Origin of the sequence: Bradyrhizobium sp. MOS002 (assembly GCF_003020115.1) — a bacterium.
GTDB lineage: Bacteria > Pseudomonadota > Alphaproteobacteria > Rhizobiales > Xanthobacteraceae > Bradyrhizobium.
The window spans coordinates 107,479-122,531 of sequence record NZ_PYFX01000009.1 but is presented as its reverse complement, the minus strand read 5'-3'; the positions used below and the strand labels follow the sequence as shown (position 1 = coordinate 122,531).

General features: G+C 62.7%; 14 protein-coding genes. 6 read left to right on the top strand and 8 right to left on the bottom strand.

Annotated features, from left to right (window positions below):
- Positions 1-53 precede the first annotated feature (53 nt).
- The 6 genes from proS to C7G41_RS24800 form a co-directional block, all read right to left on the bottom strand.
- Positions 54-1,373 carry a proline--tRNA ligase gene (gene proS / locus C7G41_RS24825; RefSeq protein WP_106944980.1) on the bottom strand — a complete coding sequence of 440 codons (1,320 nt, stop codon included), beginning with the start codon at positions 1,371-1,373 and terminating at the stop codon, positions 54-56.
- Between the two features lie 153 nt (positions 1,374-1,526).
- A complete protein-coding gene (locus C7G41_RS24820) occupies positions 1,527-3,089 on the bottom strand; it encodes a CopD family protein (RefSeq protein WP_106944979.1) in 1,563 nt (520 codons plus the stop codon).
- The gene (locus tag C7G41_RS24815) at positions 3,089-3,607 is read right to left on the bottom strand and encodes a YcnI family protein (protein ID WP_199198586.1); all 519 of its coding nucleotides are present in this window, start codon (positions 3,605-3,607) and stop codon (positions 3,089-3,091) included. The genes C7G41_RS24820 and C7G41_RS24815 overlap by 1 nt, the downstream gene beginning before the upstream one ends.
- A gap of 32 nt (positions 3,608-3,639) precedes the next feature.
- Positions 3,640-4,158: a copper chaperone PCu(A)C gene (locus C7G41_RS24810; RefSeq protein ID WP_106945051.1), complete on the bottom strand. Its 519-nt coding sequence runs from the start codon at positions 4,156-4,158 to the stop codon at positions 3,640-3,642.
- A 140-nt stretch (positions 4,159-4,298) separates the two neighbouring features.
- Positions 4,299-6,506, bottom strand: coding sequence for a TonB-dependent receptor (locus tag C7G41_RS24805; RefSeq protein ID WP_106944977.1), 2,208 nt, complete (start codon positions 6,504-6,506; stop codon positions 4,299-4,301).
- An 85-nt stretch (positions 6,507-6,591) separates the two neighbouring features.
- Complete coding sequence (locus C7G41_RS24800) at positions 6,592-6,966, bottom strand: DUF2946 family protein (protein ID WP_245446677.1); 375 nt, start codon at positions 6,964-6,966, stop codon at positions 6,592-6,594.
- 478 nt (positions 6,967-7,444) lie between these two features.
- On the opposite strand from C7G41_RS24800, the gene C7G41_RS24795 reads away from it, so the two are divergent.
- From C7G41_RS24795 to C7G41_RS24780, 4 genes are all read left to right on the top strand, one after another.
- The gene (locus tag C7G41_RS24795) at positions 7,445-7,849 is read left to right on the top strand and encodes a globin (RefSeq protein WP_106944975.1); all 405 of its coding nucleotides are present in this window, start codon (positions 7,445-7,447) and stop codon (positions 7,847-7,849) included.
- 140 nt (positions 7,850-7,989) lie between these two features.
- On the top strand, positions 7,990-9,012 hold the full coding sequence (locus C7G41_RS24790; protein ID WP_199198585.1) for a sugar ABC transporter substrate-binding protein: 1,023 nt from the start codon (positions 7,990-7,992) through the stop codon (positions 9,010-9,012).
- 6 nt (positions 9,013-9,018) lie between these two features.
- On the top strand, positions 9,019-10,521 hold the full coding sequence (locus C7G41_RS24785) for a sugar ABC transporter ATP-binding protein (RefSeq protein WP_106944973.1): 1,503 nt from the start codon (positions 9,019-9,021) through the stop codon (positions 10,519-10,521).
- A 12-nt stretch (positions 10,522-10,533) separates the two neighbouring features.
- Positions 10,534-11,562, top strand: coding sequence for an ABC transporter permease (locus C7G41_RS24780; protein WP_106944972.1), 1,029 nt, complete (start codon positions 10,534-10,536; stop codon positions 11,560-11,562).
- Positions 11,563-11,888: 326 nt separating this feature from the next.
- On the opposite strand, the gene C7G41_RS24775 is transcribed toward C7G41_RS24780, so the two are convergent.
- Complete coding sequence (locus tag C7G41_RS24775) at positions 11,889-12,593, bottom strand: L-2-amino-thiazoline-4-carboxylic acid hydrolase (protein ID WP_106944971.1); 705 nt, start codon at positions 12,591-12,593, stop codon at positions 11,889-11,891.
- Between the two features lie 42 nt (positions 12,594-12,635).
- Positions 12,636-13,028 (bottom strand): RidA family protein, encoded by a 393-nt coding sequence (locus C7G41_RS24770; RefSeq protein ID WP_106944970.1) that lies wholly within the window; start codon positions 13,026-13,028, stop codon positions 12,636-12,638.
- A gap of 129 nt (positions 13,029-13,157) precedes the next feature.
- Between C7G41_RS24770 and C7G41_RS24765 the strand changes: the two genes are divergently transcribed.
- Positions 13,158-13,784, top strand: coding sequence for a LysR family transcriptional regulator (locus C7G41_RS24765; protein WP_106944969.1), 627 nt, complete (start codon positions 13,158-13,160; stop codon positions 13,782-13,784).
- A 130-nt stretch (positions 13,785-13,914) separates the two neighbouring features.
- The gene (locus tag C7G41_RS24760; protein WP_199198584.1) at positions 13,915-15,042 is read left to right on the top strand and encodes a serine hydrolase; all 1,128 of its coding nucleotides are present in this window, start codon (positions 13,915-13,917) and stop codon (positions 15,040-15,042) included.
- The last annotated feature ends 11 nt before the right edge of the window (positions 15,043-15,053 follow it).

Genomic DNA, 15,053 nt, shown 5'->3' with positions numbered 1-15,053 from the left:
CGGGGTCAAATGTGGCCGGATTGGCGGCCGCGATCTCGGGCGATGAACAATATTCAGCCGACCAGCCGGGCGACCGCATCCGCAGGCGACATGGTCTCGCGGGCGCCGTCACTTCGCCGCTTGAGCTCGACCTTGCCGTCGGCGAGCCCCTTCGGCCCGATCATGATCTGCCAGGGGATGCCGATCAGGTCGGCGGCGGCGAATTTGGCTCCGGCCCGCTGGTCGGTGTCGTCGTAGAGCACGTCGACGCCCTTGGCGGACAGCTCCGCATAGAGCTTTTCGCAGGCCGCATCGACCGCGGCATCGCCCTGCTTGAGGTTGAGAATCGACACGCGGAACGGGGCAACGGCCTCCGGCCATTTGATGCCGGCATCGTCATGGCAGGCCTCGATGATGGCGCCGAGCAGGCGCGAGACGCCGACGCCGTAGGAGCCGCCGTGGATCGGCACGTCGACACCGTCGGGACCCGCCACCAGCGCCTTCATCGCGTCGGAATACTTCGTGCCGAAGTAGAAGATCTGCCCGACCTCGATACCACGGGTGTTCACCCGCTTGTCCGCGGGCACTTCCTGCTCGAAGCGCGCGGCGTCGTGAACGTCTTCCGTCGCCGCATAGACCGAGGTCCATTGCTTGATGATCGGCGTCAAATCGCTCTCGTAATCGACGTCCTCGCCCGGCACCGGCAGGTCCAGCACGTCGCGATTGATGAAAACGCCGGATTCGCCGGTCTCGGCGAGCACAATGAACTCGTGGCTGAGATCGCCGCCGATCGGGCCGGTCTCGGCGCGCATCGGGATCGCCTTCAGCCCCATCCTCGCGAAGGTGCGCAAATAAGCGACGAACATCTTGTTGTAGGCGACACGCGCCGCAGCCTCGTTGAGATCGAAAGAATAGGCATCCTTCATCAGGAACTCGCGGCCGCGCATCACGCCGAAGCGCGGACGCTGCTCGTCGCGGAATTTCCATTGAATATGATAGAGATTCAGCGGCAGGCTCTTGTAGGACTTCACATAGGCGCGAAAGATCTCGGTGATCATTTCCTCGTTGGTCGGCCCGTACAGCAGCTCACGCTTGTGGCGGTCGGCGATGCGCAGCATCTCGGGACCATAGGCATCGTAGCGACCGCTCTCGCGCCAGAGGTCGGCAAGCTGGAGCGTCGGCATCAACAGTTCCAGCGCGCCGGAGCGGTTCTGCTCCTCGCGCACGATCTGCTCGATCTTCTTCAACACCCGGAAGCCAAGCGGCAGCCAGGCATAGATGCCGGCGGCCTCCTGCCGGATCATGCCGGCACGCAGCATCAGCCGATGCGAGACGATCTCCGCCTCTTTCGGATTTTCCTTCAGGATGGGCAGAAAGAACCGCGACAACCGCATGGCAATACTCGGGGAATCAGTGATGGCTTGCAGTGAAACCGGATTGGGAGCCAAAACACAAGACCGGGAATGAGGAAAAGCCGCTAACACAGCGGAATTCCTGTCATTTTTCCGTCGACTTCAGGTTCAACATGATGTGGCGAAGAGCCCGATTCAGGGCGTTCCTACCTCGAGCTCGTCCTCCAGTGTGATCTTCTCGAAATCGGTCACCAGCGCGTCGATCCGCACATGCCAGCGGCCCGCAAACGGCAGCTCGACCTTGCGCACGTGCCAGTAGCTGTCCGGCCCGAGCGAGGCGTTCCGCTCCATCGGCTCAATGCCGCGTTCGGGCAGGCTCAGCGTCAGCGTCACCTCCCTGGCCACGAGCACCGCCCCCTCGCCAGTCATGAGCTGCAGCACGAAATCGTCGATACCCGCCTTACCCGGCGAGACCAGAACCTGGAACATCGCCCTGTCGGTATGCATGTGGATCGCCAGCGGCGTCTCCGGAACGATCGTCCGCGGCGGCGGCGTGAAGCGCCAGCCGGCGACGACGGCGAAGATGGCGAGCGCGATGGCGCATTCGAGCACGATCGAGCGCCTCAGGGCCGGCGTAGACTTGTGATCCCCCGCCAACGCCGGAGTCAGGCGAAAACGGTTCAGCGTGGCAAGCGCCATTAGCCCAAGGAACAGCGCGAGCTTGATCGAGAGGATCAGTCCGTAGCGGGTCTCGACCAATGCGGACGGCTTCTCAAGCTGGACGATGGCGAGCGCGAGCCCGGTCAAAGCGAGAATGCCAACGACCGGCGCGGCGATGCGAGCAAAGCGTTTCACGACAGGCAATGCTGCGGCAGGCCGCTTCGACAACAGGGCGACCAGCGGAGCGAGGGCCCCAATCCAGAAGGCGACACCGAGACCATGGAGAAAGATCGCCGGCCGGGTCAACAGTTCGGGCGGTGCCGTAGCGGCGTGCCCGGTCATGGCCAGCGACAAGCCGACGCCGACGAATGCAATGATCGCCAGAGCGCGCGCGCACCACGCGTTGGTCAGGGCCAGCAGCGCGAACAGCATTGCAACGATGGCCACGAGCAAGGCTGGGCCCGCGCTGGTCCCGGATGCGACTTTCCAGGGAGCCATCGTCGCGAGAGCCGATAGCTCTGAGCCGAGGAGATCAAGCCCCAACACACCAAGGGACACCACCGCGCTCGGGACGCCGATGGCCAGCGCCACGCACGGAACGGTTATGCCGGTCATCGACCACGCAACCCAGCGCGCAAAGAACACGCCGCCGACGCCGACGAACAGGCCAAGATAGAGGCCGACCCGCGCCAGCCAGATCAGCACATTCAACCCGCCATCGGCGTTTGCGGGAAGTTGCGTCCCCGTCGGCATGCCGATCGAGAAGATCACAGATCCCGCAACGGGATGGCCATCCTGCGAGATCACGCGATAGCTGACGACCGCCGTGCCCTGCGGCAGGTCCGCCGGCATCGCAACCGAGATGGTCTCGCCCGATGCGTTGACGTGCACATCATCCCGCGCCCTGCCCGCGCCGTCGATCAATTGGATCGCGCCCGGCGTCACTGTCTCGTTGAAGCGCAACTCCACCGCCTTCGGCGCGCTCGCGAGCATGCTGCCGCTCGTCGGCTCGACGGCGACGAGCGCCGCATGCGCCGAGGCGCCGGTCGCGAAACCGACAAATAGCAGCAGCGTCGCGAGCGCGGCGAGCAGGCGCATTAGGGTTTTGGCAGGAGCTTCACGCCTGGTGCCGGCGATTTGCTCTCATGCGAATGCCCTGCCCCCTCCGCCGGAATCTCGATCCAGCGGCTGACGCCGGTCTCGCATTCCTGGACGACCGGGAAGTACAGGATCGTGTTCGGCTTGAGCGTGTCGGTCAGGGCCGTGTGCATGACGAACTCGTCATAGTTCTTGTCCGGCAGCTTGCCGCCGGACCAGGTCACCTCCTTGACGCCGGAGGAGAGCTTGTTGCCGTGATAGTCGTATTCGCCGGCGTATTTGCCCTCGACCACGTCAACACTCCAGCCCGCCTTCGGCATCGGTTTCACCGCGATCACGCCTTCCGGGATCTGTACCCGGATTTTCACCGTGGGCGAGCCCGCGCAACCGTGCGGGACGGCGAAGACCGCCTTGTAGGAAGCACCGACCGTAGCCTGCTTGCCTTCGAGGAAGACGTGCGCATTCGCCGGCGTTGCCGCAAAGACGCTCAGAACAATCAGCCAGGTTCGCTTCGACATATTGAGTCTCCCGACGGTCCAGATCATGCTCGTCACATCTTCATTCCCGAATGATCAGGCATTTTCTTCATCATGTGCCCACTGTCGCCGGGCGCCTGCGCGCCGACGCCCTGGACGTCCAGGGAGACGGCGACCTTGCCGGCCTTTTCGAACTGAAGCGTCACCGGCACCCTGTCGCCCTGCTTGAAGGGGCCCTTCAGCTCCTGGAGCATCAGGTGGTAGCCGCCGGGGGCAAACTTCACCGTCTTGCCGGGATCGATCACGAGACCCTTGTCGAGCAGGCGCATCTTCATCACGCCATTGTCCATCGCCATCTCGTGAACCTCAGCCTTCCCCGCGATATCGGCGGAGACGCTGACAAGCTTGTCGGCCGCCGTGCCCTTGTTCTCGATGGTGAGATAGCCGCCGGCCACCTTGGCGCCGCCTGGTGTCGCGCGACTCCACGCCTGCGAGATGACGAGATCGCCCGCCTTGACGTCCTCGGCCTCTGCGACGGCACAGCCGGTCAGCAATAGTGAAATTGTAAGGAGGGTTCGTCCGATATTCTTCATGTTGATTGCCTCTTTCACGATTGATCGGGCCGAGAATGGCCCTGCATTCTTCCGCGACGACCTTCCGCCGCCGTCTGCATCGGCATTCGAAACGCCGGCCTGCCGCGGAGCCGACCACAGACCCAAGTGCCATTTGCGCGTCACCATCGATACCTCATTCCAGCGTACACTGCTCTTCCCGTACCGGGCTCAAACAATGCTGACGTCGCCGTCGCTCGATCGATGATGCTGGCGCTGGCTATGTAGGTCTTGTTGGTGAGATTGCGCCCCTCGATGTAGGCAGATATCGGGCCGCCATTGTCGAAGCCGGCTTTCAATCCCAACAGGGCATAAGGCTCTGTCGTCAGCGTGTTCATGCTGTCGACGAAGTAGGCCTGTGGCACCCATTCGACGTTGGGTCCGACATAGAAACCGGCAGGGTGTTTGTAGAGAAGCTCCGCGCGCAGATAGTGAGTTGGGGCTCCCGGCAATCGATTGTTTCCGAAGATCGGATCTTTGTCGAAGCGGAAGTCGTTGAAGGAATAGGCGACATTCAGCCAGATCTTGTCCGGCGCCGGGCCATTCACGAAGATGTCACGAAAGATCGCTGCGCCCGCGCCGGCCTCGATGCCTTGATGGATGGTGCGGTCGGCATTGGTCACATTGCAATTGCCGAAAGCACTATAGAGGCATTGCAATTCGTCGCGAATGTTGGCCCGGTAGGCCGTCAGTTCCCAGGCGTAATCAGATCGCTTCATGCGAGTCCCGATTTCGTACGTGGTCGCAATCTGCGGGCGGATGCTGGTGAACGGGATCGTCGGAATGCCGGGCCCAATCGCGCTTTCGCCGAAGCTCGGCACCTCGGCGCTCCGCGAGACATTGGCGAAGGCCTGCCAGGCCGGATCGATTTGCCACAACAGACCGCCTTTCGGCGACCAGATGTTAAAGCGCGTTGCCCCTGATTGATCCCCGTCGCTGAGAAAACGATCCTGCCGATTGCGGGTCGCGTACAGAAATTGCGTGCCGCCGATCACCGCAAGATTTGGAAGGACGTAGAAGCTGTCTTCGACATAGGCGGAGGTATTCTCCGACCGATCGATCGAGGAAGAAAGCAGTGCACCCTTCTGCCCGCCAATGTTGGCGAACTGCTGGTTGTCGATGCTGCCGTTAAGCACCTGCACGCCCGCGACCAATCTGTTGCGGAAGCCGCCAATGGTGCGGTCATCCGTGATCTTCGCGAATCCGCCGTAGTCCTTGTAACGGTAGTCCAGCCACTGAAAGATCGGATGCATCAGATGGCGATCGACGCCAAAGGCGCCGAATTCGACTTTGGTGTCATCGAAACGAACGGTGGTTTTGTTCGCGAGCCTGACAGTATCGATATTGCGCTGCTGATCCATCGCAACATTCGCGGGTGCAGCAGTTTCCGGATCGGTCAAAGCGGATGTCTTGGTCACGGTACCCGGGATTCGCTGCCGCACTTCGTTGGCATTGAGGTAGAACCGTGTCTCGACATCCGGTGAGAACTGATACCCGACATTGCCGCTCAAACGGTTGCTCGAGCCAAAGCTGTGATCGCGAAAACCGTCCGCGGCCTGCGTGGAAGCCGTCACGAAACCGTCCCACGGCCCGTTGACGCCTCCTGCGTTGGCCTGAAGTCGTTTGTAGCCGAACCCTCCGACATCGAAGGACACACCATTCGGCAACGAATCGCGGCCGGTCGGGGTCACGAAGTTGATCGCACCCCCCAGCGAATTGGCGCCAAACTGAAGCGCGTTGCCGCCTTTGAAGACTTCGACATATTTGTAGGCGCTCGGATCGATCTCCTGGAAATCGCCATAGCCGTCCGCAGTGTTGATCGGAATGCCGTCCATATAGAGCTGCACCCCGCGCAGATGAAAATTGCGCGACAGGCCGGACCCGCGAATCGAAAGACGGGTGTCGTCGCCCCATTTGGGCTGGACGTACACGCCGGGCACGTAATCCAGAACATCCTTGATCGTGTTGGACGGCGTCGAGTTCCTGTACGCCTCGGCCGACACGAGCGCCACGCCGCCCGGAGTCTGGTCGATTTCCGCCAGCGCTTGTTGCGCCGTCAAAACCGTCAGGGCGCCCGGAGCCCCGGCACTCTGTTCGCTTGCGACTTGCTGCGGCGATGGGGGCGTTCGCGGGCTTCGCGTGACGCGCGCCGATCGCGCAGAATTGCGTGGCGGTCGGACCGCCGGCGCACGCTTTTGCTGAGGCGCCTCTACGGTGATTGGCGGCAGCACTGCGCTGCCGCTTTGGGCAAAGGCTCCGCTCGACGATGCAAGCAGCGCGGCCTGAACGGCAACGATGCTCACGCCACGGCGGGCATGACAACGTAACATTGGGGCATTCCTGACGCCGGGCTTTCTCTCCGGCCATTCGACAGCATCAATCGCCTGCGGCGGACCGCGGCGATCACGAGAGTCGTCAGGAAAGTTGGGGCGGCGCGCGTGCCTGGGCGTTTGTGCCTTTATGGGCGGCGACAACGGTCGCATCCGCCTGGTGCCACACCACACGTTGAGCGTGGCGGAAGGGAACGGAGAGCGCGGCGTGCGGCGGCGAATCGAGCGACGCGCCCACCTGCGCCAAACAACAGAGGGCGCACGCACCGGCATGTGCGACCGGCGTACCCGCCGGATCGTTCAGGCCGCCCTGCTCGCCCGCGCTGTGGCAGATGACAACGGCAGAAAGCGGATCGGCCACGGCTTGGCCGGCCGCCAGACAGGCGGCGATCGGCGCCAGCACCTGCATCGCCAAAGCGAGCAGGACCAGGGGAAGGAATTTTTGCAGCCGTATGCGCATCCGCCGAACCATTTGTTCGTCTACTAACTAAACACCGCGCAGATGGCCGAGTCGAGCCCGGTTCCGCCGTCCTCTTGGTCCAGCGCAAATTGTCCGGAAACTGTGGTCCCACCGCCCCCGGAAGGGAACCTCCGGCATTTGAGGCAGTCGCGCAGCCCTGCCTATCCACAGATTTCTTATATTTGTCATATGCTTACAAGGTCGGAAGCCCGATCATTTCGTCAATTGCTCGAATTTTGAACATTCGTTGCCGAAAATGATGACAAGTGAGAAAAGTTGATCTAGCATCCCTTTGCTCAGGCTGGCCGCGAGGTCGAAGTCTGGTGGTCCAAGTCTCGGGAGGAGCCCCTGACGCGCAAAATGCAGCGTCGCCCCGCCAATCAAGATCAAATCTTAGAATCGGGGATAATAGGGTCGACACAATTTTCGAGCGGGGCTAGGGCCCCGCTCTTTTTTTGTCTGCGGGGCTAAAGCGCCGATGAAGGCTTCTCCCAATCCGATCGAACAGAGCTTTGAACTTGCAGCCTCGCGCTGCACCGATCTCACGCCGCTCGTCTATCAACGGCTGTTCGAGCAGCATCCTGAAACGCGGGCGATGTTCCGCACGCAAGGCGGCGAGCTCGTGATGGGATCGATGCTGGCTCTCACGATCGAAGCGATTCTCGACTTCGCCGGTGATCGCCGCGGGCAATTCCGGCTGATCGCATGCGAGGTCGTATCGCACGATGGCTACGGCACGCCGCGCGAGCTGTTCACCGCCTTCTTCGCCGTCATCAGGGATACGCTGCGCGATCTGCTCCGCGATGAATGGTCGGAGGACATCGCGCAGGCCTGGGACCGACTGCTCATCGAGATCGACGCGTTCGCGGGCGTCCCGGCCTAACGCTTCGCGCTGCACCAACGCGGCTCGCGGCGACCCCACCGCTGATTGCGGATTGAGTGCCAACAACTCTTGTGAGACACTTTCGGACATCGGTCGCGCAATCAATGACGCGCCGAGATAAAATTGTATGGGAGCGAGCGATGTCCGGGACGAAAGATTTCTCGACGACGAGGCGCGATCTTCTTCAGGCGGCAGCAACCGCCGGCGCCGCGACTGCCATCCTCGGCAGCATGGGCATAAACCCCGCCCTTGCAGCCGAAGTCGGACGAAGCGAGAAGCCGCTCAAGGCGGCGTTCTCCAACGCAGGCCTCCAGGCGACCTGGTGCGCACAGGGCAAGCAGGCCGCGGAATTCTGGGGCAAGCTGTTCAATGTCGAGGTCACCTGGTTCGACGGCCAGCTCGATGCCGTGAAGCAGCGCGCGGCGATCGACAACATGGCCTCGCAGAAATGGGACTTCGTCGCGATCCAGGCCTTTGGCATCGGCACCCTCACCCAGCCGGTGCAGAAGATGATCGACGCCGGCACGCCCGTGATCGACATGGACACGCTGATTGCGCCGCTCGACCAGATCAACGTCCATTCCTTCCTCGCCCCTGACAACGAGTTCATGGGCGCCTCCGTGACCCAGGCGCTGTGCAACGCCATGGGCGGCAAGGGCAAGATCATCATGACGCAAGGAGCCCTCGGCCACACCGGCGCGCAGGGCCGCGCCAAGGGCTTCAACAATGTCGTGAAGCAATTCCCCGGGATCGAGGTGCTCGACACCCAGCCGGCCGACTGGGACGTCTCCAAGACAGCGCGTCTCTGGGAAACCTACCTGACGAAGTATCCTCAGATCGACGCGGCGTTCTTCCACAATGACGACATGGCGCTCGCCGCCGCCAACATCATGAAGGCGCGAGGCCGCACCAACATCCTGATCGGCGGCGTCGATGCGATGCCGCCCGCGATCCAGGCCGTCAGCGAAGGCCGCATGTTCGCAACCGTCCGCAATCCGTCCTGCCGGATTCATGGCGGCGCCGTCATCGCGGGCGTTTCCGCCGTGGTCGGCGGCGAAAAGAGCGGACAGGGAATCCCGAAGAACGTGGTCACCGACGGTCCGGTCGTCACCAAGGCCAACGCCGCCGGCATGCAATGGATGCAGGATCACTTCCTGATCTGAGCCTTCATGCGAGAGGACCGTTCGCCCATCCTGGAACTGCAGGGCATCACGAAGAGCTTCGGCGGCGTCGAGGCGCTTCGTGGTGTCGACTTCGCGCTCTCACCCGGCGAGATCCATGGTCTCGTCGGCGAGAACGGCGCGGGAAAAAGCACGCTGATGAAGATCATCGCCGGCGTGCACACCGAATTCTCCGGCCGCTTCCTGATCGACGGACAGGAGACGCATTTCCGCTCGGCTCGCGATGCACACAGTGCCGGCATCGCCATGGTGCACCAGGAGCTCTCGGTCGCGCCCGACCTCACGGTCGCGGAGAACGTCTTCCTGGGCAACCAGCCGACCAACCGGCTCGGTCTGGTGCAATGGCGGCGGATGGCGCGCGAGGCGGGCGAGCAGCTCGCCCGCTTCGGCATCGACGTCGATCCGATGAGCAGGCTGGGTGACTTACCCATCGGGCTGCAGCAGCTGATCGAGATCGCGCGCGTGCTGTTCTCCGGCGCGCGCATCGTCATCCTGGACGAGCCGACCTCCGCCCTTTCCCCGCCCGAGGTCGAGCGATTGTTCGCGACGCTGCGGCGCCTGCGCGATGAAGGCACGGCGATCGTCTTCATCTCGCATTTCATCGAGGACATCTTGCGCGTGTCCGACACGGTGACCGTGTTCCGCAACGGGCGGAAGGTCGCGGAGACGGCAAGTGCTGCCACCAGCAAGGGCGCGCTGATCGAGGCCATGATCGGCCGCGGCGGCGAAGCGCTCGAGCACAGCTATAGCGACGATCTGATGCTGCCGCGGCCGAGCGACAGCGCGGTGGTCCTGAAGGTCGACCAGCTGTCGCTGGCGCGCAGCCTCAAGGACATCTCCTTCGAGGCCCGCGCCGGCGAAGTGCTCGGCATCTACGGCTTCATGGGCTGCGGCCAGCAGGAACTGTCGCGCATCCTGTTCGGCAAGCTGAAGTCGGACGGCGGCACGCTCGCGGTCGACGGCAAGCCCAAGACGTTTGCCAGCACAGCAGCGGCGCGGCGGGCCGGCGTGGCGCTGGTGCCGGAGAGCCGGCGCGACATGCTGTTTCACCAGGAGCCGGTCTACAAGAACATCTCGATCAGTATTCTCGATCGCATCTCGGCGTTGCTGCTCAAGCCGGCGCAGGAGCGCGACATCGCCCAGCGCCAGGTCGAGCAGCTCCAGATCAGGCCGCCGGTGGTCGGGCTCGATCTCGGCATGCTTTCCGGCGGCAATCAGCAGAAAGTCGCGCTGGCGAAATGGCTGACCTATCCGCCAAAACTCCTGGTGCTGTGCGAGCCGACCCGCGGCATGGATGTCGGCGCCAAGAACGACGTCATCAACATCGTCCGCGATCTCCGCACCAAAGGGCTCGCGATCATCGTGCTGTCGACCGAGCCGGAAACGGTGCTGTCGCTGGCCGACCGCATCCTCGTGCTCAAGCGCGGCGCATTGGTGCGCGAATTCAAGAACGAGCCGGTCAGCAAGGACCGCCTGCTGGAAGCGGCGTGACGGAGAAGCACCATGGCGAGCAGTGAGACGGCTTTGGCGGCGGGGCAGCGGGCGCGAGGGCTTGCGCCGTTCCTGCGCTCGCAGATGCGCAACATTGCCCCGTTCCTGACGCTGATCTTCCTGTCTGGCTTCTTTGCGCTGGCCAGCCCCTCCTTCGCGACGCTGGACAATCTCGGCAACATCCTGACCCAGGTGTCGGTCACGGGCATCATCGCCGTCGGCCTCACCTTCGTGATCCTCTGCGCGGAGATCGACCTCTCGATCGCCAGCATCGCCAACGTCACGGGCATCGCGGTCGCCTACTTCACGCTCCAGGAATCCTACGTCAACATTCCCAACATTCCCTTGCCCGGCGCCGCGGCGATCCTGCTGGCCATTTTGCTTTGCGCGTTTCTAGGCCTCGTCAATGCGCTGGGCCTGACAATGATCGGCATCCCCTCCTTCATCATGACCCTGGCGATGATGCAGATCGCGGCCGGCATCTCGGCGCTGCTGGTGCGCGGCCAGATCGCCTACAAGGTGCCCGGCGTGATCACTACGCTCGGCTCCGGATCGATCGGCGGCATCCCATGGATCGTCATCGTCGCCGCGATCATGCTGCTCTTGGGACATCTGGTGCTGACCTACACGCGCTTTGGCCGCTACGTCTACATGGTCGGGGGCAATCGCGAGGCGGCCGAATATTCCGGCCTCAACGTCAAGCTCATCCTCGGCGCCGTCATGGTGATCTCCGCGGTGTGCTCCGGTATCGGCGGCATGCTGGGAGTAGCCCACTTCGGCAGCGCGCAGCAGAACGAGTTCGATACCTATCTGCTCGACTCCATCGCTGCCGTCGTGGTCGGCGGCACCAGCCTGTTCGGTGGCCGCGGCGGTATCGGCAACACCATCGTCGGGCTCTTCGTGCTCGGTGTTCTCAACAATGGCCTCGACCACGTCAACATCGACAGCTTCCTGAAGATCCTGATCCGCGGCCTGATCCTGCTGGCTGCGCTGGTCATCAACGTCTATGCACAGCGGCTGAGGGAAAAGGCGGTGGAGTAGCCGCCCCTCAAAACAAAAAGCGCGAAAACAACCCCATGCACAGTAGACACTGTGAGGGAATTCAACGACTTACAAAATCCGAAATTGAGCGAGCGCGACCGCAGCGACGTTTGACTCGTCGGGCAAAACAGGAGCAGGATGTCATCATGGCGGTGTGCGTGGATCGGCTCCGGACAGCGCCCCAACCTCCGTCATTGCGAGCGCAGCGAAGCAATCCAGACTGCCGCCGCGGAAAGATTCTGGATTGCTTCGCTGCGCTCGCAATGACGAGGTGACAGCAGGGGCAATCCAGCCTCACCCTCAATCGCAGAGCATGAGAGGACGGCCTAGCTCTCCGCCTTTGCATCCGGCGCAAGCCGCGAGAACCGGAAATTGCAGTGGCTCGCACCGCCCGCTAACGTCTGCGTCCTCTCCAGGCGGATGCCTCGCGCTGCGTAGGCGACGAAATCGAGCCCGCAGATGTTCGGCAGAATGTCCTTGTCGCCGTGGCGCGCCGCGAGCTTGCAGAAGCCGCAGGCCTTGTAGTTGATCCCGAACTCGAACTTGTCGTCCGTATCAGGCTCGACGAAATCGTAGGCGAAATCCTCCGGAAACTGCTTCTGATGGCTGTCACTCATGCTCTTGGCCGCTTGCTCTCGCAGCAAAGCCTGGTTCTCCGGCGACATGAATTGACGCCCCGAGGCGAGACGCTCCGCTTCCGATATTGTGAGCAATTGCGCCTTGTAGGTTTCCTGCTCGATCTCGCCGATCACGGGAAGCGGCACGCCGTGGCGTCGCAGCACGCGGCTGATGGCCGTGAAGCCCATCAGACGCATGAAGAAATCGCTCATGCGGCTCGCCGCGCCGCCAACATAGGGCATCTGGGTGAGCACGATTTCGAATTCGTCCATCACTTCCTGCCTGATCCCGTCGATCCCGGAAAGCTGCGCGCGCTCGCGCAACATCGCTTCGGCCAGGTCGAGCCGCTCGTGCATGGCGGCTTCCATTGCACCGCGATGCGCTTCGTAAAACGGGTGGATGATTTCAGCCATGGGACACCTGATATGATTGGTTCATTGCAATGTCGGCTGGTTTCATTCGGCGGCGATCGCCTCGATCTCCAGCAGCCATTTGCTGTCGACGGTCTCGACGATCACGACCGTCAGCGCGGGCTGGTGTTCGCCCAGCATCGCGCGACGAATAGAGCGGTTGGTCACGAGTTGATTGCGGTCGGTCAGGAACGTGGTGACCTTGACCAGATGCGCGACGCCAAGGCCGGCGGCGGCGAGCACCTCGATCACATTGCGCCAGGCCTGCGCGCACTGCGCCTCAAAACCGTCAGGGACGGCGCCGTCGGTCGTCTCAGGCACCTGGCCGCTGATGAACAACAGGCGGCGATGCCGCGTCAGTTCAAGCCCCATGCTGTAGCCGCCAGCGGGCGCGTGGACCGTTGCGGGATTGTGGCTGACGATGTGAGCTGGGGGCATAGGGCTTCTCCGGATTGCGGATTCGACCGTAGCCGGCGCCACCACCGCTTCGCAAAGCATCATTGCTGCGGCTCAGCGCAAGAAAATCTATTGCAAGGCCACAGCCCATCAGTGTCAAAATGGACCCCGATGACCTACGCCCTTCCCCCACTCAACGCGCTCCGCGCCTTCGAGGCCGCCGCCCGGCATCTCAGTTTCAAGCTGGCCGCACACGAGCTGCACGTGACCCCCGCCGCCGTGGGGCAGCAGGTGAAGGCGCTGGAGGCGCGCCTCGGCGTGCAGCTGTTCGATCGGCTGCATAAGCAGCTCATTCTCACCGTCGCCGGTCAGGCCTATCTGCCCGGGGTCTCCGAAGGCTTTCGGCACATTGCGGAGGCGACCTCGCAATTGAGACCGGCAGGTGTGGTGCTGCTGCAATTGGGAGTCCATTGCAGCTTCGACCTCCGCCGCCTCGATCTGGCGGCGTTTCGCAGCACGCATGCGGAGATCGGCTTGCGGGTGCTGCATCCGGCCGGCCTGCACGAATTGGTCGAGGGCAAGGTCGACCTGCTGATCGCCCGCGGCCTCGGCCACCATCCGGGCTATCGCTGCGACCGGCTCGATGAGGGATCGGGTTTGGGTGATTGGCTGGTTGCGCCTGAAGGCACCGCGGATTGTCCGGAGGTCGCCGGCTTTCGCGACTGGCTGCGTGCGCTGCCGGCCGAGAAGGCGCTCGCAAATCGTCGCCCTCGTCTGGTCGGGGTCAGCGGAAGTTGACGCGAGATCGAAGCGGCCAGGTTTGACTTGCCGGATAAAACAGGGGCAGAATTTCACAGAGACCGATGGCGCATCCGGTGAGCGTTTTGCTCACGCTGAGCGCAAGACTTCTCATATCGGAGACATTCGCATGACCGCAATTGATCGGCGGGCCCTGCTTATGGGTGGAGGGGCGCTTCTCATGAGCGCAGGTCCGCTTGTCTCGGCTCCGTTCGACTGGCAATCGATGACGCCATCCGAGGCAGGCTTTGTGCCGGATCTTGATGCGCGGCTCGACAAACTGATTGCCGATAATCGTGCATGGGGTCTGCATGGTGTCTTCGTCACGCGGACAGGTAAGATCGTGCTCGAACGCTATTTCGCCGGTGAGGACGAAGCCTGGGGCGCTCCTCTCGGCCGCGTCGCCTTCGGTCCTGACACCCTGCACGACCTGCGCTCTGTCACGAAGAGCGTTCTAGGGCTGCTTTACGGAATCGCGCTCGATCTCGGAAAGGTGCCTGCGCCGGATCAACCGCTGATCGCGCAATTTCCCGACTATGCCGATGTCGCAACCGATGACCGCCTCAAGCGTCTGACCGTCGCGCACGCGCTCACCATGACCCTGGGGTTCGACTGGAACGAGGACATTCCATACCAGGACTCCAATAACAGCGAAATCCAGATGGAGCGCGCGCCCGATCGTTTGCGCTACATCTTCAGCCGACCGTTCATTTCCGATCCCGGAGCACGCTGGATCTATGGCGCGGCTGGAACCGAGCTTATCGGCAATTTGCTGGTAAAAGGCGTCGGCCAGTCGCTACCCGACTTTGCGCGCACACGACTGTTCGATCCCATCGGGGTTGGTCCGACCGAATGGTCCAAAGGATTCAACGGCCAACCCGCGCCCGCATCCGGCCTGCGCATGACGCCGCGCGACCTCGCGCGCGTTGGGCAATTGGTCCTCAACCGTGGCCAGTGGGATGGACGCCAGATCGTTTCGTCGGAATGGCTCGCGAAATCGTTCCAGCCCTACGTCCCGTGCGACGAGCAGCGTCAATACGGCTACTTTTGGTACAGCGGCAACTTCCAGTACGGCCATCCGCCGAACCGGCCCATCACGCATTGGATCGGCGGCTTCGGTTACGGTGGTCAGCGGTTGTTCGCGATGCCCGACCTCGATATCGTGGTGGCCATCACCTGCGGAAATTACGCCGATGAGAGGCAATGGATGCCGCCCATCCGGGTGGTCCGTGACGTCGTGTTGGCTGGACTGAAGTGAACCTCGCCTTC